Source organism: Arsukibacterium sp. (assembly GCF_033721375.1).
GTDB lineage: Bacteria > Pseudomonadota > Gammaproteobacteria > Enterobacterales > Alteromonadaceae > Alishewanella.
The window spans coordinates 114,106-133,834 of record NZ_JAWWAP010000001.1 but is presented as its reverse complement, the minus strand read 5'-3'; the positions used below and the strand labels follow the sequence as shown (position 1 = coordinate 133,834).

13 protein-coding genes and 3 tRNA genes are annotated in these 19,729 nt (G+C 50.4%); 9 read left to right on the top strand and 7 right to left on the bottom strand.

Translation table 11 applies throughout. The annotated features are described in order from the left end of the window. Positions 1-134: 134 nt before the first annotated feature. The 4 genes from R3187_RS00570 to R3187_RS00555 all read right to left on the bottom strand — a co-directional run bounded on the left by R3187_RS00570 (position 135) and on the right by R3187_RS00555 (position 2,488). Positions 135-2,060, bottom strand: a complete 1,926-nt coding sequence (locus tag R3187_RS00570) for a GGDEF domain-containing protein (protein ID WP_318964752.1) — start codon at positions 2,058-2,060, stop codon at positions 135-137. A gap of 149 nt (positions 2,061-2,209) precedes the next feature. Next, positions 2,210-2,286, bottom strand: a tRNA-Asn gene (locus R3187_RS00565). A 23-nt stretch (positions 2,287-2,309) separates the two neighbouring features. Further along, positions 2,310-2,386 (bottom strand) — tRNA-Asn (locus R3187_RS00560). Between the two features lie 25 nt (positions 2,387-2,411). Next, positions 2,412-2,488: transfer RNA gene (locus tag R3187_RS00555), tRNA-Asn, on the bottom strand. 554 nt (positions 2,489-3,042) lie between these two features. Here R3187_RS00555 and R3187_RS00550 point away from each other — a divergent pair. The 5 genes from R3187_RS00550 to R3187_RS00530 all read left to right on the top strand — a co-directional run bounded on the left by R3187_RS00550 (position 3,043) and on the right by R3187_RS00530 (position 11,331). Next, the gene (locus tag R3187_RS00550; protein WP_318964751.1) at positions 3,043-4,401 is read left to right on the top strand and encodes an MATE family efflux transporter; all 1,359 of its coding nucleotides are present in this window, start codon (positions 3,043-3,045) and stop codon (positions 4,399-4,401) included. Further along, the gene (uvrB, locus tag R3187_RS00545) at positions 4,398-6,401 is read left to right on the top strand and encodes an excinuclease ABC subunit UvrB (RefSeq protein ID WP_318964750.1); all 2,004 of its coding nucleotides are present in this window, start codon (positions 4,398-4,400) and stop codon (positions 6,399-6,401) included. The genes R3187_RS00550 and uvrB overlap by 4 nt, the downstream gene beginning before the upstream one ends. Positions 6,402-6,554: 153 nt before the next feature. Next, entirely contained in the window at positions 6,555-7,643 is a 1,089-nt protein-coding gene (locus tag R3187_RS00540) for an efflux RND transporter periplasmic adaptor subunit (RefSeq protein ID WP_318964749.1), read from the top strand. Positions 7,644-7,645: 2 nt separating this feature from the next. After that, positions 7,646-10,705, top strand: coding sequence for an efflux RND transporter permease subunit (locus tag R3187_RS00535; protein WP_318964748.1), 3,060 nt, complete (start codon positions 7,646-7,648; stop codon positions 10,703-10,705). 191 nt (positions 10,706-10,896) lie between these two features. Further along, complete coding sequence (locus R3187_RS00530) at positions 10,897-11,331, top strand: hypothetical protein (protein WP_318964747.1); 435 nt, start codon at positions 10,897-10,899, stop codon at positions 11,329-11,331. Between the two features lie 17 nt (positions 11,332-11,348). On the opposite strand, the gene R3187_RS00525 is transcribed toward R3187_RS00530, so the two are convergent. After that, positions 11,349-11,828 carry a DUF2231 domain-containing protein gene (locus tag R3187_RS00525; RefSeq protein WP_318964746.1) on the bottom strand — a complete coding sequence of 160 codons (480 nt, stop codon included), beginning with the start codon at positions 11,826-11,828 and terminating at the stop codon, positions 11,349-11,351. A 78-nt stretch (positions 11,829-11,906) separates the two neighbouring features. Between R3187_RS00525 and coxB the strand changes: the two genes are divergently transcribed. From coxB to R3187_RS00505, 4 genes are read left to right on the top strand one after another with little or no spacing between them, the layout of a single operon-like run. Beyond that, positions 11,907-12,608: a cytochrome c oxidase subunit II gene (gene coxB, locus R3187_RS00520; protein ID WP_318964745.1), complete on the top strand. Its 702-nt coding sequence runs from the start codon at positions 11,907-11,909 to the stop codon at positions 12,606-12,608. After that, positions 12,601-15,117 carry a cytochrome c oxidase subunit I gene (gene ctaD, locus R3187_RS00515; RefSeq protein WP_318964744.1) on the top strand — a complete coding sequence of 839 codons (2,517 nt, stop codon included), beginning with the start codon at positions 12,601-12,603 and terminating at the stop codon, positions 15,115-15,117. The genes coxB and ctaD overlap by 8 nt, the downstream gene beginning before the upstream one ends. Further along, positions 15,114-15,485, top strand: a complete 372-nt coding sequence (locus R3187_RS00510; protein ID WP_318964743.1) for a hypothetical protein — start codon at positions 15,114-15,116, stop codon at positions 15,483-15,485. Before ctaD ends, R3187_RS00510 begins: the two co-directional genes overlap by 4 nt. Beyond that, a complete protein-coding gene (locus R3187_RS00505; RefSeq protein ID WP_318964742.1) occupies positions 15,476-16,303 on the top strand; it encodes a cytochrome c oxidase assembly protein in 828 nt (275 codons plus the stop codon). Before R3187_RS00510 ends, R3187_RS00505 begins: the two co-directional genes overlap by 10 nt. A 64-nt stretch (positions 16,304-16,367) precedes the next feature. Here R3187_RS00505 and R3187_RS00500 read toward each other — a convergent pair whose 3' ends face one another. Together R3187_RS00500 and R3187_RS00495 are read right to left on the bottom strand one after the other, a co-directional pair. Next, positions 16,368-17,249: a transglutaminase family protein gene (locus R3187_RS00500; protein ID WP_318964741.1), complete on the bottom strand. Its 882-nt coding sequence runs from the start codon at positions 17,247-17,249 to the stop codon at positions 16,368-16,370. A 1-nt stretch (position 17,250) separates the two neighbouring features. Further along, positions 17,251-19,710, bottom strand: coding sequence for a circularly permuted type 2 ATP-grasp protein (locus tag R3187_RS00495; protein ID WP_318964740.1), 2,460 nt, complete (start codon positions 19,708-19,710; stop codon positions 17,251-17,253). Positions 19,711-19,729 lie beyond the last annotated feature (19 nt).

Below are 19,729 nucleotides of genomic sequence, written 5' to 3'. Positions count from 1 at the left end.
ATTATGCAATGATGTCAACGTGGTTACAACCAAACAAACTGTAGGGTTATTGCGGAGGATACTGCTGTTGTCAGGTTTTCATGGCAGTTAACCCGCTCTGGCTGAGCCGATTAACTGCCTGACGGTAGCCGCATTCAGATAGGGGCAGGTTTACCAACATAGTAACCCTGGTTACCATCGATAAACAACGACTCCAGCATGTGCTTTTCTTCCTGCGTTTCGACACTTTCAGCAAATACACCCACCCCAATCCGGTGGGCCAGGTCTATCATTAACCGCATAAAGTACTGATTATTTTTGTCTTCATCGATATGCCGGGTATAACTGCCGTCCATTTTGACAAAGTCGGGCTTTAAATCGCGGAAAAACTTAAACGAGGTAATTCCGACACCAAATTTCTCGACTGTTATCCGGGCTCCGGCGCGGTGCACCATATCAATAAAGCGTTTGCTGGTTTTCAGGTTTTGCTGCAGGCCAAATTCTGATACTTCAAAAATCAGTTTTGCTGCAATGTGGGCATCTTTCAGCAGCCGGCGTTCCAGCCAGATCACGAACTGATCATCATGCACGCAGCGTGGTGACAAATTCAGACCAAAATACTGATCCTGCAAATTGCGGTTTTTAATGGTGGTCAGTGCTGTTTCAATAATTAACCGGTCGACTGCAATAATTTTATCCAGTTTTTCTGCCATCGCTAAAAACGAAGCCGTTGGCAACACCTGATTCTCCTGGGTTTTAAACCGTACCAGAATTTCTGAATAGGCTTTGGCAGAGCGGTTTGATGGCTGAATAAGCTGGGTCAGCAGAGAAATGCGATTGTTATTTAATACATCTTCAATCACATTACGCCAGTTCTGATTACCATAGCCACTGCTTGCCATCTCCAGGCCTGCTGAATCTTTCTGTAAGTGCCAGGCATTGGTTTGTTTGGTTTGCGCCAGGCTTATTGAGGTATCAGCAACCGCTAATAATTCGCCAAGCGCCTTGCCGCTTTCATAGGTTACCAGGCCGGTATAGGCGATAGAGTCGAGTTCAGCATTCTTCTGATACTCGTTAAAGCGGCTTTGTAGTTGCAGCGCAAAGTTTTCTGCTTCTTTAGGGGTGATTCTGGGTAGTAAAATACCAAAATCTGAACTGTTTAAGCGGAATAATTTAGCGTCTTTATAAGCATCGGCCACTTTACGAACTATATTGGATACATCTTTAATATATTGATCGCCTTCCTGATAACCGCGGGTCTGGTTCAGGCTTTGTAGTTCTGTGCAGCGGGTAATGGCAAATACTCCAAAGTCAGTATCCTTGGATACTTTGCAGTGGTCTTCATAATATTGCACAAACCGGTTGCGGTTTGGTAAATCGGTTACCGGATCTTTATAGGCTTCTTCGGCAATCTGATAGGCCGCAGTGGTCATTTCGCTGTATTGCTTTTTGCTGAAATTGGCCAGCTTTTGCAAAGCGACATTAATGTCAGAAAATTCACGTGGAATATTATTCCAGTTTGGTTCGGTTTTTTGTGGATCCTGAATAAAGCCGTCAATCAGCTGATTAACGGCTTGTGATGTTTTACGATAGCTGCGGTTCAGGCTGCTTTTGGCAATAAGAACCGTTAGCCAGCCAATGACGAAGGGCGCCAGCAACAACACAAAACCCAATTGTTGTAATGGGGCCAGCATTGGGCGGTGATTCAACTGATAACTTAGTAGCAGGCCATGATCTTCATTTCGCAACGTTACCGGCCTGAACTGACTACCAGCCGTTTGCAGCGCCCACATTGCTGCGGTAGTTGCCGTGCGTGGATTATTCTGCTCGTGCAGTACAGTGCCATCCAATTGACTTATCCGCAGGCTTTGTAATTCAAAACTGCGATCTAACTGCCGGCTAAGCACTTTAGCGTCACCTGACAGGTGATGCTCCAAAATTTGTTCTATAGTATTTCGCGCATTCCGTTCGCGAATCTCAACCAGTTGCTGGCTGTACAGCACCAGAGCTGACACAGTGACGGCTGCCAATATTACTGCAGTGAGTAATTGCGCCATTAGTAAGGTTTTAAATATCTTCATAAGCCCTGACCACCAAACATAATTTGCTTCCTTGTCTAATGCTTAATATAGTTTAGCTAAAAAGAATAGAAAGCTAATTAAATCAAAAAAATACCTAGAAAGGAATAAATAACGACAGATAGCAGGAAAAACAGCTGAGAAGCAGTTTTTGGCTCCCCAAGTTGGACTCGAACCAACGACCTACGGATTAACAGTCCGCCGCTCTAACCAGCTGAGCTATTGGGGAAAAGAAAAAACTGATATAGCGGTTGGCTCCCCAAGTTGGACTCGAACCAACGACCTACGGATTAACAGTCCGCCGCTCTAACCAGCTGAGCTATTGGGGAAAAGTATAACTGTTGTTGATGCTTGTGGCTCCCCAAGTTGGACTCGAACCAACGACCTACGGATTAACAGTCCGCCGCTCTAACCAGCTGAGCTATTGGGGAACAGCATTCAACGGGGCGCAATACTAATGCCAGCTATGGACACTGTCAACACTTTGCTGCGCAGATTTGTCTCTGTCTGGTTTACTTGCATATTGTTTAAGCAAATACCGGTTTTTTCAATCAGGAAGCGGCTATAACAACCCATTTTTTTAACCAGTGGCTCCAATTCTGATGTTCCGTAATTGCTGCCAGCGCCAGTAGTTACAGCGTTCTTAAAAGTTACCCACAGAAGCTGTGGATAAGTCTGTGCGTTACTCTGTATTTAGCGGGGCTAAGCCTTGTATTCTGTGCCTTTCAAGGTGGTCAAGTCGCAAAGTGAAAAAAATAATATGCAATTAAATCAATGCTTTAATAAAATTGCTGACTGGCGGCATTTCCCTTAAAACAATCCAAAGTGGCACAAAATAAGCAGGGGCCGAATTGTGAACTATTTGTCGCATCAGAGCGTTATGAGGCAGAGTTTTTCACTATTGCCACGCTTTTTAAGGCTTTGCCATGGTATGGATCAACGCTTTTCACTACAATAGCAGCTTATTTTTCAGCAGGCCGGATGTATGAGTAACCAGGCGCCGCCCGCCAATAAGATTTTACATGGTAATATCGGCAGTACGTTGCGCAGCATGACAGTACCGGTTTTGGCCGGTATGTTAACGTTGATGACCTTTAACCTGGTCGACACCTTTTTTATCAGTATGCTGGGCACAACACCGCTTGCTGCTATCAGCTTTACCTTTCCGGTAACGTTTACGGTAATCAGCCTGGCTATTGGCCTTAGTATCGGTACTTCGGCGATTATCGCCAGGGCGTTGGGAGCCGGCCACAATAAAGAAGCGCAGGCTGATTCTCTGGCCGCATTATGGTTGGCAACTTATTTAGTATTGGCGTTGAGTCTGCTGGGAATGGCGCTGATCAATCCAATGTTCCGGCTGCTGGGCGCCGGTGAAACAACCCTCGGTTATATTCAGGACTATATGCTTATCTGGTTTGCCGGGGCGGTACTGCTGGTAATGCCGATGGTTGGTAATGCGGTGCTCAGGGCATCAGGTGATACCAAAACGCCCAGTTTAATTATGGCTTCTGGCGGTGTCGTTAACGCCATTTTGGATCCGCTGTTTATTTTTGGCTTAGGTCCGGTGCCGGCGATGGGGATGCAAGGTGCTGCTGTGGCCTCTGTGCTGTCATGGGCGCTGGGTTGTGGCATGATTATCTGGTTATTATTTAAAAGGCGTTTGCTGATAGCGGTATGGCAACCGTTTGCCACCGCACTGCCGATTTACCGGAAAATTCTGCGAATTGGTATGCCGGCCGCCGGGGCGAATATGTTAACGCCGCTGGCGATGGCTGTGTTAACCGCTATTATGGCAAGTTACGGTGCGGCTGCCGTTGCTGCTTTCGGGGTAGGCGCCCGGCTGGAGAGCCTGGCGTCTTTAGTAGTGCTGGCGCTGTCAATGACCTTGCCACCTTTTATCAGCCAGAATTTCGGGGCAGATAAGTTGCTGCGGGTGCAACAGGCTTATCAGTTGACCACATTTTTTATTATTCGCTGGCAGTTTGCCGTTTACCTTATTCTGGCTGCACTGGCCTGGCCGATTGCCGCTATGTTTACCGATGATCCGGATGTGGCACGTTATATACGCTGGTTTTTATGGATAGTGCCACTGGCTTATGGCCTGCAGGGTATCACCATACTGACCAATTCTTCTTTTAATGCGTTGCATTTGCCGGTTAATGCCCTCTGGCTTAGTTTAATCCGGCTGTTTGTGTTTTATGTACCACTGGCCTGGGCCGGCGGCAAATTATTTGGTGTAATAGGCGTGTTTGCCGGTTGTGTTGTTGCCAATCTTTTTACTGCCGCCATTGCCTATAGCTGGTTTAACCGGGTCAGCTTATTTAAATTAAAGGAGTCCGCATGACCCGTCCGTTTGAACTAGTATCGGAATATCAGCCTGCCGGCGATCAACCTGATGCGATAGCGAAACTGGTTGATGGTCTTGAAGCCGGACTGGCGCACCAGACTCTGCTGGGAGTAACCGGTTCCGGTAAAACCTTTACCATGGCCAATGTGATTGCCAAAGTAAACCGGCCAACCCTGATTATGGCCCATAACAAAACCCTGGCTGCTCAGCTTTACGGCGAGATGAAGGAGTTTTTCCCGAACAATGCGGTAGAGTATTTCGTCTCTTACTACGACTATTACCAGCCCGAAGCCTACGTGCCCTCTACCGATACCTTTATTGAGAAAGATGCTTCTATTAATGAGCACATTGAGCAAATGCGCCTGTCTGCCACCAAAGCGCTGATGGAGCGGCGTGATGTGGTGATTATTGCGTCAGTGTCGGCAATTTATGGTCTGGGCGATCCGGAATCTTATATGAAAATGTTGCTGCATTTAAAAGTAGGCGACATTGTTGATCAGCGTTTTATCCTGCGCCGGCTGGCTGAGCTGCAATACAGCCGTAACGACATTGAGTTCCAGCGGGCAACGTACCGGGTGCGTGGTGATGTGATTGATATTTTTCCGGCTGAATCAGATGAGCTGGCAGTAAGGGTGGAATTATTTGATGAGGAAATTGAGCGGATCAGTATTTTTGACCCGTTAACCGGTGCGGTCGAGCAGGTTGTCACCCGCTATACCATTTATCCGAAAACCCACTATGTGACACCACGGGAAAAAATTCTGGCTGCCGTTGAGAATATTAAAACGGAACTGGCAACGCGCCGGGCTGATTTACTCAGTGACAATAAACTGCTGGAAGAGCAGCGGATAGCCCAGCGCACCCAGTTCGATATCGAGATGATGGTGGAGCTGGGCTATTGTTCAGGTATCGAAAATTACTCCCGCTATTTATCAGGCCGGGCCAATGGCGAGCCACCGCCAACCTTACTGGATTATTTTCCGGCCGATGGCCTGATGTTTATTGATGAATCGCATGTGACGGTATCGCAAATCGGTGCCATGTATAAAGGTGATCGCTCACGCAAGGAAAACCTGGTTAATTATGGTTTCAGGCTGCCATCGGCACTGGACAACCGGCCGTTAAAATTTGATGAGTTTGAGGCGATTGCGCCGCAACGGGTTTACGTCTCGGCAACCCCGGCAAAATACGAGCTGGAAAAATCAGGCGGCGAGGTTATTGAGCAGGTTGTAAGGCCGACCGGCCTGGTGGATCCGGTGATTGAAATAAGACCGGTTGCCACTCAGGTAGATGACTTAATGTCTGAAGCGCTGGCCCGTGCTGAGGAGAATGAGCGCGTGCTGGTGACTACCCTTACCAAAAAAATGGCAGAGGATTTAACTGAGTATCTGAGTGAGCATCAGATCCGGGTGCGTTATCTGCATTCAGATATTGATACTGTTGAGCGGATGGAGATTATCCGTGATTTGCGCCTAGGTGTATTTGACGTGTTAGTTGGTATTAATTTGCTGCGCGAAGGACTGGATATTCCTGAGGTGTCGCTGGTAGCGATACTGGACGCTGATAAAGAGGGTTTTCTGCGCTCAGACCGTTCGCTTATCCAGACTATGGGCCGGGCCGCCCGAAATCTGAAAGGAAAAGCTATTTTATATGCTGATCGGATCACCGGCTCAATGCAGCGTGCCATTGATGAAACCGAGCGGCGGCGGGCGAAGCAGATTGCTCACAATTTAAAACTGGGCATTGAACCTGCGGCAATCCGCAAGAAAATTTCTGATGTGATGGACTTAGGTCAGGCGCCGACCGCACCGACTGCACTGCGTAAAGTGGCCGAACAGGTTAAGCTGATTAAAGGCAAAACGCCGTATCAGCTGCAGGCGCAAATCAAGCAGCTAGAACATAAAATGTTACAACATGCCAAAGATTTAGAGTTTGAGCAGGCGGCTGCGCTGCGGGATGAATTACATCAGCTGAAACAGGCATTGCTGGAAATCTGAGCCGTTATTAAAAAACTTGCTGTGAACAGACGGTTTTTGATGTTTAATCAGTAATGCTGGTCAGATCTGTTTGGCGCACTTTAATCATTCTGGTTAAAAATCGTCGCCTGTGTTGGCCTGTTATCAGTTTAATCAGCATTATGGGAACTAACTATGCGGCGTTTTTCAAAACTTTTACTGATTGTCTGCTCAGGTGCCATGTTAACAGCTTGTACTGAGCCAGCACCTCAAAGCACTGAGCCGTTAATCCGGCCGGTTAAGTTATATCAGGTTGGCAGTGATGCTGGCGGTGCAGTTCGCCAGTTTCCGGCGGTGGTAGAGCCAACAGTGCGGGCGAATTTAACCTTCAGAGTCAGTGGCAAATTGGTCGAATTGCTGGCCCGGCCCGGCCAGCAAGTGCAAAATGGTGAGTTGCTGGCCAGGCTGGATGATACTGACTTTAAATTGAAACTCGATCAGGCCCGCGCTCGTTATGAACTGGCTCAGACCCAGTTTAACCGCGCTGAACAGCTGATTGCCCAGAACCTGGTATCGCAGGCGGTATTTGACGAGGCCAAAGCTCAGCTGCAGGTCGCGCAGGCAGATTTATCGACCGCTGAAACGGCACTGAGCTATACCCGGCTGCAAGCGCCGTTCGCTGGAATAATTTCCCGCTTACTGGTTGAAAACCATGAAAACATTGCTGCTCAGCAGCCGATAATGGAGTTGCAGGTGCGGGATCAGGTTGATGTGGTCATTCAGGTGCCGGAAGATGTTATTTCCAATGTCCGCAAAGATTTTGATTACCAGCCAGAAGTGGTGTTTGACTCGCATCCGATGTATCGCTACCGGGCCAGGATCCGCGAGTGGGATACCCGTGCTGATCCGGCCACCAATAGCTTTAAAGTGGTATTTAGTATGGCGACGCCTACGGAGTTTAATGTGCTCTCAGGCATGACGGCCAATGTCATTGCCGAAGTCAGCAAAATAAATGCTGCCTATGTCGATGCATTGTTTATTCCGGCCAGCGCGCTCTTTCTGCCCAATGATACCGCTTTACCAAGCCAGCAGAGCTATGTATGGGTATTTCAGCCCGACACTGGCCGGGTAGATCGTCGGGCGGTTACCGTAAGCAGTTTGACCAGCGCGGGCGCGGCGATTACCGCCGGACTTACTGCTGGTGAGCAAGTTGTCAGTGCCGGCGTTCAGCATCTGACTGAAGGGCAGCAGGTAAGGCCCTGGGTGCGTGAGCGGGGGCTCTAACAATGGATCTGGCCCGCTATTTTATCCGTTACCGCACTTCTTCCTGGTTATTTGCTGCCATTTTATTGTTTGGTGGTATCGTATCTTATGCAGGCCTGGGCCGGTTAGAAGACCCGCAATTTACCCTGAAGCAAGCGCTAATTATTACCCAGTATCCTGGCGCATCGCCAACCCAGGTGGAAGAGGAAGTCACCTATCCGCTGGAGAACGCCATTCAGCAGCTACCTTATGTTAATCATGTCAGCTCGGTATCGTCGGCCGGGCTGTCGCAGCTGATGGTAGAAATGAAAGACACCTATCGGGCGCAAGAGCTGAAACAAATCTGGGATGAGCTGCGCCATAAAGTCAATGATTTACAACCCCAATTGCCACCTGGCGTGAAAACTCCGCAGGTTAAAGATGATTTCGGCGACGTTTACGGTATTTTGTATGCAATAAGTGGTGAAGGCTACAGCGGCGAAGAACTGCGGGACTATGTCGATTTTTTGCGGCGGGAGCTGGTACTGGTGCCTGGCGTTGGCAAGATAGCTGTTGGTGGGGTGCAGCAGCAACAGGTTATTGTTGAAATTTCCCGGCCACGGTTAACGGCACTGGGCATAGCGCCACAAACCTTATCAGCTTTGCTGCAAAGCCAGAACATGGTTGCCAATGCCGGCTCTATTAAAGTCGGGCCGGACCGGTTACGAATTTATCCTACCGGCGAATTTGAATCGGTAGCGGAACTAGAAAGTCTGATTATTTCCAGCCCTGACTCAACAGAGTTAATCTATCTGGGCGATGTGGCGCGGGTTTATGTTGAGAATACCGAAGTTCCTAATCAGCTAATCCGCTTTAACGGCCAGAATGCACTGACCCTCGGTGTCTCTTTTTCTGCCGGCGTGAATGTGGTTGAAGCCGGTGAGCGCGTACAGCAACGGCTGGCTGCGCTGGAGTATAACAAGCCGGTTGGAATAACGCTTAACACGATTTACAACCAGCCGGATGAAGTGGCCAGTTCAGTGAGTGGTTTTATTATAAACCTGGCAGCAGCCGTCGCTATTGTGATTGTGGTGCTGCTGCTGTTTATGGGCGTTCGCAGTGGCATATTAATTGGTCTGATACTGCTACTGACGGTACTGGGTACCTTTATCTTTATGCGGCAAATGAACATTGAGCTGCAACGGGTATCGCTCGGTGCACTGATCATCGCGCTGGGTATGCTGGTCGATAATGCCATTGTTATTACTGAAGGTATTTTAATTGGTATGCAACGACGCCTTAAACTGGCTGATGCCGCCAGTCTGATTGTCAAACAAACGCAATGGCCATTGTTAGGTGCCACGGTTATCGCAATAGCAGCGTTTGCGCCTATCGGTTTGTCCAGTGACGCGACCGGTGAGTTTGCCGGCAGCCTGTTCTGGGTGCTGCTGGTCTCGTTACTACTCAGCTGGATAACGGCAATTACCCTGACGCCGTTTTTTGCCAGTATTTTGTTTAAAGATAACATAGCAATAACTGACAAAGAGCCAGAGCCGTTGTATCAGGGGGCGGTGTTTAACCTGTACCGCCAAGTATTGTGGTTTGCCCTGCGTCACCGGCTGGCGACGTACATGCTGACTGCCGGTTTACTGGTGGCAGCTGTTATTGGTTTTGGCAATGTTAAACAGGTGTTTTTTCCACCGTCTAATACGCCAGTTTTTTTAGTCGACTTATGGCAGCCTGAGGGTACCGATATTCGCCATGCCAGTGAAGACGCGGTGCGCCTGATGAATTATCTGACCACCCTCGAGGGGGTCAGTCATGTCACCAGTACCAGTGGCCGTGGCGCAGAACGCTTTATGCTGACCTACCAGCCAGAAAAAAGCTTTGCCGCTTACAGCCAGTTGATTATCCGGGCGGAGCAACGTGAACAACTGCCGGCGTTAATGCAGCGTACCCGTGACTATATTAATGAGCAACTGCCAAGATTACAGCATAAGTTGTTGCGGCTGGAAGTCGGACCGTCGACCCCGGCCAAAATTGAAGCCCGCTTCAGCGGCGCAGATCCGGATGTGCTGCGCTCGTTAGCAGAGCAAGCAAAAACAATTTTACGCTCTGATGGCCAGGCAGTCAGTATCAGGGATAACTGGCGACAACGGGCAAAGGTTATCCGGCCGCGTTTTAATGAAGCCATGGCGCGCCGGGCGGGGATCAGTAAGCAGGATATTGATGAGGTTCTGTTAACCAGTATGTCGGGACGCACTGTCGGTCTGTACCGGGATGGCACCCACTTGCTGCCAATTGTTGCCCGGTCACCGCTGGCTGAACGCGATAATCTGGATGCATTATTCGACTTGCAGGTGTACAGCAATAAATTGCAGCGTTATGTGCCGATAACCCAGGTGGTGACTGGTTTTGATTTAGTCTGGGAAGATGCACAAATTCAGCGCCGTGACCGTAAAAGAACCATTACCGTGATGGCGGATCACGATACGCTATCTGACGACACAGCTTCGGCACTGCAAGCCAGAGTGCAGACCCAAATAGAGGCTATTCCGTTACCGACCGGCTATTTTCTCAGCTGGGGCGGTGAACTGGAAGCGCAGCAAAAAGCCCAGCAAGCCTTGTTCAGCTCGCTGCCACTGGGATATCTGATGATGTTTGTGGTGACAGTGCTGTTGTTTAATTCGCTGCGCAGTGCCCTGGTGATCTGGGCTTGTGTGCCGCTGGCTATTATTGGCGTCAGTTTTGGCTTATTGCTACTTGATGCTCCCTTTGGTTTTATTGCTTTGCTGGGCTTTCTGAGTTTATCCGGCATGCTGATTAAAAACTGCATCGTGCTGATTGAGCAGATAAAGCTGGAGCTAAGCGAGGGCAAGGCCGCGTTTGATGCAGTATTTGACAGTGCAGTAAGCCGGGTGCGGCCGGTTGCCATGGCCGCTATTACCACTATTCTGGGGATGATACCCTTGCTCGGTGATGTTTTCTTTGCCAGTCTGGCGGTGGTTATTATGTTCGGTCTAGGTTTTGCCACCATATTAACACTGCTGTTTTTACCGGTATTGTATTGCAGCGTTTTTAAAATCAAAACGGTTAATCTGTAGCCGCTCTACTGAGCTGCCGTGCCAACGTCCAGATATTTCTGCTCCACTCCCGGCGGCTAAAAGTTTTGCAGTCGCCGGGCTGCGCTTTTAATTTTGTCTGCTACAGTTAACTACACATTCTAAAATATTCGTTTAATTAACATGTTATCTGAGGTTCCGTTTATTTTTCCTGTAACTAATGGAATGAGTTAATGGTCTGGTTGTTGTTTTTGCATATCGGCGGCCTGGTGATCTGGGCGGCTGCCTTAACTGTCTTATTATTGCTAATGTCACGCAAAAACCGGGATGGTTTAGAGCGCAATAGTGATGGCGATATTCTGGAGCGCTTGTTTTTTACCAGGCTGGCCAGCCCGGCTGGCTTACTGGCGATCGTATCAGGCACAGTGATTTTTATTGTTAATCGTCAGCTGGATAGCTGGCTATTGTTAAAACTGACATTAGTTACCGGTCTGGTAGTCTGTCATGTAATTGCCGGCATGCTTATATTATACAGTACCCGGTCCAGCGCCCCTTCGATAGCCGGCAAATCGGCATCACTGCTGCTGCTGGTTTTGTTGCTGCTGATAACTGTGATTGGTCTGGTATTAGTAAAACCGGGCCAGGAGGCGTTGTTATGGTTCTGGTAACCAGCCCAAAAGCGGCATCAGGTGCTGGTGTCTTCCTGCAACATGTCGTCGATATTAACCCCAACCGCGTTTTCGTAAACCAACCGGCCGCCGAGATAGCCGGTAACGGTGATCAGCAAGCCACAGAGCAGCGACAAATAAAGCCCTTGCGGCATGATGTTAGCGGAAGCGTCAGGCAGTCGCAGCAACCAGTTGAAGGTAGCCAGCGACAACAACATCACTGCCAGCATGGCGTGACACCAGCCGGTGATCAAGCGTCTAATCTGGCTAACCAGCAACAAATCCATCAGCCCGGCGGCGCTGGCCAGCCAGCCACCAATTGCGCCTACTCCGGCCAGCCAGACACTGGCTCTGGCCCAGAACGGATCAGCACTGAACACAAATGCCAGATCAGCGGCAATCAGACCAATCAATGCGGCTACCGGGAAATGAATAAGTCCGGGGTGCAACGGATGACCGAAAATTTTAATCTGACTGACAATTGGATCCATCGACATAACACACCTCAGCAATTGTTAACTGGCGCTAGCAAACCCTTTTTTGCTAGCAAAGCCTTATTTCGTAAAAGTCTAGCAGTGTTTTGCTCTGGCGGCCTGCTGCTGACGCAAAGTGGTTGCAGCGGCCCATTTTCCAGTCTGGACCCGCAGGGCCCGGCAGCCGCAGAGGTTGCGATGCTATGGTGGCTGATGTTCGGTTTTTTCAGTCTGGTGTTGCTTACCGTTATCGTACTATGGCATTACGCCATTAAGCGACGCGCAAACGATATGGTAAAAAGCAGCGCTGTCAGTGGCTGGATTATCTGGGGCGGCCTGGCGTTACCCATTGTCAGTATCATAGCGCTGCTGCTTGTTGGGGTGCCGGTTGGCCAGCGAATGATACCGCTGGAGGCAGACAATGCCGTGCAGATTAACATTACCGGGCATCAGTGGTACTGGCAGGTAAATTACCCGGACCATGATATTCAGCTGATTGATACGCTGCATATTCCGGTAAATACTGTGGTGCACCTGCATTTAAGCAGTGCTGATGTTATTCACTCATTCTGGGTGCCCAGGCTCGGGGTTAAACTGGATTTGATACCCGGTCGCACCAATGTGCTCAGGCTGGAAGCGTCTGCTGCCGGCATTTATCGGGGGCAATGCGCCGAATATTGTGGGGTGGGCCATGCTCATATGCAATTTACCGTGATTGCTTACGAGCAAGCGGCTTTTACCAGCTGGCTGAATACCTTTAAATCGCCACATCTATATTTACAGGAGAAAAATACAGATGACTGATACCAGGCAGGGCCAGGCAGAATTAGCCAGTCAGCTTGGCCGGGTTTGGGCTAATTTACCGGGCAGGGGCAGCCTGGCTGCGGTAAACCATGGCACCATCGGCCTGCGCTTTATGGTTACCGGTATGCTGTTTTTTCTGGTAGGCGGCGTGCTGGCCATGTTGCTGCGGACCCAGCTGGCTCTGCCTGAGCAGCACATTATCAGTGCTGAAACCTATGGTCAGCTGTTTAGTATGCACGGTACTGTAATGATGTTTTTATTTGCCATTCCGGTGCTGGAAGGGTTGGCAATTTATTTAATTCCGAAAATGATTGGTGCCCGTGATTTGGTGTTTCCACGGATCAGCGCGTTGGGTTATTACTGCTACCTGTTTGGCGGCATTATTATTATGGCCAGCTTGCTGCTTGGGATAGCACCAGCATCCGGCTGGTTTATGTATACCCCGCTTAGCAGCAGTGAATTTGCACCCGGTCCGGGGTCAGATTTCTGGCTGCTGGGGATCACCTTTGTTGAAATTTCGGCGATGGCAGCCGGTATCGAGCTTACGGTGTCAATTTTATGCAGCCGGGCCAAAGGGATGACGCTAAGCCGGATGCCACTGTTTTGCTGGTACATTCTGGTGATGGCGCTGATGATTGTGTTTGGTTTTCCGCCGTTAATTCTGGCCAGTATTCTGCTTGAGCTGGAACGTGCTGCTGGTATGCCATTTTTTACCGTGGCCGCGGGTGGCGATCCGCTGCTGTGGCAGCATTTATTCTGGCTGTTTGGTCATCCCGAGGTTTACATTATTTTTCTGCCAGCAGCCGGCATTGTTTCTACCCTGATCCCGGTATTCAGCGGCCGGCCGATTGTTGGCTATCGCTGGATAGTGATTGCCATTATTTTAACCGGATTTATCAGCTTCGGGCTCTGGGTGCATCATATGTTCACTGTGGGCATTCCGCAGCTGGCACAGGCCTTTTTTTCAATCGCCAGTATGCTGGTGGCGATACCCACAGCAATTCAGGTTTTCGCCTGGCTGGCGACGTTGTGGCAGGGTAAAGTGGTTTTCAGGCTGCCGATGCTGTGGATCAGCGGCTTTCTGGTGATTTTTGTTTGTGGCGGCCTGACCGGGGTGATGCTGGCACTGGTACCGTTTAACTGGCAAGTTCATGACACCCACTTTGTCGTCGCCCATATGCACTACGTATTGGTGGGAGGGATGTTTTTCCCATTAATTGCCGGGCTGTATTACTGGTTGCCGTTGGTTTCAGGCCGGATGCCGTCAGCAGTAATAGGCCGCTGGGGCTTCTGGCTGACGTTTGGCGGCTTTAATATGACTTTTTTACTGATGCACGTGACCGGTCTACTGGGCATGCCGCGCCGGGTTTATACTTATGAAGCCGGGTTAGGCTGGGATGGCTTAAATCTGTTGTCGTCGGTAGGTGGTTTTGTTATGGCCATTGGAGTGGCATTAGTGTTGCTGGATCTGTTGCTGCATTTCTGGTTTGGCAAACGCGCCAGTGCCAATCCGTGGCAGGCCGATACCCTGGAATGGGCGTTGGATATGCCGCCGGCTCAGTATAATTTTGCCAGTTTACCGGCTGTCAGCAGTCGCACGCCGCTGTGGCAGGACTCACAGCTGGCCGGGCGTATTGCGGCTGGCGAGGAAGGCCTGGCCGATGCCAGCAGAGACAAAAGAGAAACCTATGGCACGTCAGCCATCAGTGCACAGTTACAAAAAGTGTTGCAGCTGCCGGCTAATTCCTGGTGGCCGCTCTACAGCTCGCTGGCACTGGCTGCGGTATGTATCAGTCTGCTATGCCGCTGGTATCAGCTGGCATTATTAGCTGTTGTGGTCACGGTACTGCTATTACTGCGCTGGAGCTGGGAAAATGGCGGCCATCCGAAAGCGTCACCGCAAAAAAGCCGGGCCGGTCTTGAGCTGCCGGTGGAGTCGCAAACCCTCGATGGCCCGGGGCGCTGGGGCATGATTGTTACCTTGCTGGCCAATGGCGCTTTGTATATGTCGTTGCTGTTTGGCTGGTTTTATTTATGGACTGCGGCGCCAAAGTGGGCCGCGCCGGATGAGGGGCCGCTATCTGTCTGGTGGCTGTTAGCGTGTGGCATACCAGGCTGCGTTGGCGGCTGGCTGTTTCATCAGCTATGTCAGCGTCTGGCAGAGCAGGATGATAGCCGGTTACAACAAAAGCTTTGGTTCAGCGCTGCTTTTGGCCTGTTGCACCTGGTAATATTGCTGCTGTTGTTTATTGAGGTGCCGCTTGATTACACCGGTAGCGCCCATGATGCCGTGCTGATGGTCATTTTGTTGTATCTGCTTGGCCATGCCGCACTGACGGTGATATTAACCGGATTACAGGCGCTCAGAGTCGGTCGCGGTTATGTCAGTGCCGGTTTGCCCTATGAGCCCCAGGTTATTAAGCCGTTGTGGTTTTACTATCTGGCGGTGTACTGGCTAAGTGTGGCGCTGTTTTTTATCTTACCGCTGGGATGGGGGAGCCAGTTATGAGCCGTTATTCCTGGTTTGACCCTTGTCATCCGGCTCAGCTGGTTATCGGCCTGACAATCTGGAGTATCTGGTTTGTGGCAATGTATGCCGGCTTATCCGTCGTCTGCCAGTTGGCGCCACCTGCTTCTGAGCCGGGAGCTCTTAACTGGCTTAATGTCAGCTTATTTTTATTAACGTTATTGGTGTTAGCCGTACTGCTGGCCCTGGCCTGGCGCACCGGTCGCGCCTGCCTGCAGCAGCACAAGGCCAACAATGCCGGCGGTGTTAAACATTTTACCGGCTATGTCAGCACCGTATTGTATCTCGCTTCCGCCATAGCAACGCTTGCCGGCGGCCTGCCGGTACTGGTATTTGCGCCATGCAGTTAACAGCAAGACGGTTAATTATCAATGCAGCGGTGTTATTTTTAAGCGTTATCAGCTTGCCATTACAGGCGCATAACCCATTGCAAAGCGACGGTGCCACCTTCTGGGCCGCCGTGGTGGCCGTGTTTATGCTGGCGCTGTTCTGGCTGGTTTATATTCTGGGTAGCATTAAAAGGCCGCCGCCACTTTGGCGGGCGCTGTTATTTCATAGCAGCTGCCTGTTGTGCGGTTATGCTGCTATCGGGCCGCTGGATCAGTTAGCGGAAACCAGTGCCAGCGCCCATATGGTGCAGCATATGTTGTTTATGGTGGTTATTACGCCGATGTGGGCGCTGAGTTTGCCATTGCCGCAGTTTGCTGCGGCAACGGGTCGCTTTGGCCGGCTGGTCTGGCAGCCGCTACTGAAACTAAGCGCTTATCCGCTTAGTCTGGCTTATCTGCATGCCGCTATGGTCTGGTTCTGGCATACCCCACGGTTTTATGTGCTGGCACTGGAGCACCCGTGGTGGCATTTAGTGGAGCACTTTTGTTTTATTTTTACCGCGGCGATGTTGTGGTGGGCTGCATTAAGTAGCAACGAGCGTAGTCGCAGCTGGGCATTGCTGGCCTTACTGTTTACCTTGATGCACACCGGATTTCTGGGCGCTATTCTGACCTTTGCCGATACATTACTGTATTATCCCAGTCATCAGCTGGCTGATCAGCAACTGGCCGGCTTACTGATGTGGGTACCGGGTGGGCTGCCATATCTGATAGCTGCTGCCTGGCTCGGGTATCGTTGGCTGACTGGCCGTGCTGCCAATGCCGATCTCAGTCATTAGCCGGCAGACTGCTGAAGTTTGCTGAGCAGAACAATGTTGGCCGGGCCGCTGACGTTTGGGATATTTAACCTGTCATGGGGGCCACATCAACAGCGACAGTAAGGGTATGCTCACCGGTACCCTGTAGTAAACCTTTTAATGGCACCACATCGGCGTAATCCCGGCCAAATGCCACAGTAAGATGCTGCTCATCGGCCAGCAGGTTATTGGTCGGGTCAAAATCTATCCAGCCAAACACCGGATCAAACACGGCAAACCAGGCATGCGAGGCATCAGCACCAACCAGTCTGGGTTGTCCTTCCGGTGGCCGGGTTTCCAGATAGCCGCTGACATAGCGCGCCGGAATGCCGATACTACGCATGCAGGCTATTGCCAGCTGAGCGAAGTCCTGACATACCCCGCGCTTATGTTGTATTACGTCGCTAAGGGGCGTAACGACCGTACTGAATTCCGGATCATATTTAAATTCACTGAAGATAAACTGATTAACGGCTTGAGCCAGTTGCAGCACATTTTGTTTATCATGCAGCATTGGCGTTATAAGCGCCCGTGCCTGTGGCAGCAAAGGAATAAGCTGACTGGCATGACTGCACAGCTTTGCCTGCAATGTTGCGCTATCATACTCGCGGTTAAGGTGTTGCTGTAACTGACTGAGACTGGCACCATCCTGAATTTTCAGCACATTGTCCCGCCGCTGCACATTAACAATGCTGTTTGCTGTTACAGCCAGCTGCAAATGCGGGCTTTGTAAGTGAATAAAATGTTGGGTATTACCAAAATAGTCTGTTCTTTGCTGAACGTCTGACGGGTAGGGCTCAACATCAAGCTGGGTTTGTTCAACCTGTTGATAAGCCAACTGACGTGGTGTCAGACAAGCCAGGTTGTAGCTGTTAGCAACCGGCTGCGGATAGCTGTATTGGGTAAGATGACGCAGGTTATATCTCATCTCAGAAGCGCTGCCATTGGTTATGAGTATCAATATGGCTGAAATACGATAAGGTTATTGAGTCTGATAACTGCCGGAGCCGCAGTTGCAGTTGTAACAGCAGGTGGCTCAGTTCCAGCTGCGGTTGCAATGCTTGATCAAAAAGTTGCTGCGGATCTGTTTGTTGCAGCAAGGCCAGTAATTCACTGCTAAGCTGACTTTCATTGCCTGGCAGCTGACTGCCGGGCGCTGAATTTTGCTGAGGAGGTAACTTTTTAATCTGATGTACTAACACCGTGCACTGATAAGCCACTGAACGTGGCGTGCTATCGTCCAGTAACAGCAAATCAATGATAGGCACCGGATGCAACGCATTATGGTAGCGCCTCCGATATGTCAGCAGGGTATCGGCCATCCGCAGCAACGCTTCGAGTAAACTTGCTGAAGCGCTGGTCTGACAGAACACCGAGTGCAGCAAGCCACAGGTTTGCAGCGCGCGTTCAAGGTGCTGGCCTAAATCCATAAATCGCAAACTGTGGGTACGGGTCATGGTTTCACTGTTGATACCATAGATTGCTGTTTGCAATAAAATAATTTCATCAAGGGTTCTTAACAGCAGCGCAGGTTGCTGCCAGTCCGGCTGAGCTGGCCAACGGTAAACGGCACTTTGCAGTTTATCGAGAACATACCAGGTGTCTTCACCAAAGTATTCACGGACCGACTGCGCATTAAACAGCAGATTTTTCAGGATGGCGACCAGCCCCTGCGGATTGCTGGCAGAAAACAACGGTTCCAACAGTAACTCAATGCTGGCGTTTGGATCAGGCTCGGCGCCATTGGCCTGCAAACAAAACTGCAGCAGGGCCCGGGCATCCTGCTGTCCGCGGGCCGGATCTTCATCGTTAAGTAACGGTAAAGCGGCACGCAGCGCCCGGCAAATTAAATTCAGTCGCTCGTTATAGCGACCAAGCCAGAATAAATGATCAGCGACTCTGCTGGATAGTAATCCGGCCTGTCGTGATAAGGTGATACTGTTGCTGGCACTTTGTAATAAGCTGTTGCTGAGATTTTTATCTGCCAGCACCCAGACATCTTTGGCATTGAACTGCTGATTAAAACCTTGCTGTAACATCGTTTGTAAGACTAACGGGCTTCGGTCAGTCCGGCCCAGTGCCCCGGGCAATACTGAAATAGTCTGCTGATGGTCCAGCAAACTAAACAGTCGCAAGGCCCCGGTCTGCAGCTCTGAGCTGCCAGTGTCCGTGCGACAGGGCAGCTGGCTAAGTGGCAGTATTGCTCTGGCAATATAAGCCTGAGGATGCTGTTTAACTTGCTGCCACAACGTTGCCAAAGCCTCATCATCTAATTGGCTGAGAATAAATTGCTGGTTGCTGATTAAATGCTGAACACAGTAGTGCTCTGGTTGTTGTTGAAGCCGGGCTAACGCATCATCCTCGCCACACCACAAGGTATCGACACTGGCCAGTTGCAGCGGTTCAGCCAGCAGAAACTGACAGGCCTGTGCCATAAAAGGTAACAAAGCGCCGGATTCAAGCAAGGCTGAGCCCGGCAGATTAGCGCAAAGCAGCTGGCCTTGCCGGATGCCCTGCAATAGCCCGGCACAGCCACTGCTGCCCGCTGCCAGTTCCAGCGGATCGCAGTTGTTGTCATCAAGGTATCGAAGCACACTCTGAACCGGTTGCAGGCCACTTAAGGTTTTCAGCCATAACTTTCCACTTTTCAGCATTAAATCGGCACCGTGTACCAGGGCAATATCAAGATAATTAGCCAGAAAAGCGTGCTCAAAGTAGGCTGTGTCACGTTGCTGATGGGTAAGTAACGCTGCCAGATGTTGCTGTTGACCGCTCTGATCCGGTTGCTGCAGCAACTGCTGCAACTGGCGGAAAAAGCCCGCCAGCTGAGATTTTTTAATCTGGCTGTTCAGTTCGGTAGTGGTGTTATTAAACGCAAGCCGGTGCTCCAGAACATGACCAAGCCCTGCTGGTGCACGGCTGACGTCGTTAAATACGCAGAAGCGGCCATGACTATCGCGACCAATATCACAGGCATACAGGGATAACCAGGCCTGACTAACGGTTAAATCTGCGCAAGGTAGCAAAAAAGCGGCATTAAGGTGGATAACGTCGGCTGGAATAATACCCTGTTGCAACAGTGTTTGCGGACCATATAAATCGGCCAGCATCGCGTTCAGTAATTTATGGCGCTGACTTAAGCCGGCTTCGAGTTGCTGCCACTGTTCAGCGGCAATCAGCCATGGCTGTAAATCAAGCTGGCGCGCTGAGGAATGCCACGGATCCACAGCAGCACCGTTCTCACGCAGCTGGTGTTGTAACTCATTATACAACTGGTTCAGGCCGCTTTCGCTTTGCTGCTGCCACCACTGTTGCATCGTCTGCCATTGAGGTAGCGTTTGCCAGTGCTGTTGTTCGCTGCGGTCTGGCTGCGCCGGGTTAAACGACATAAAGCTCCTGAAGTTGTTC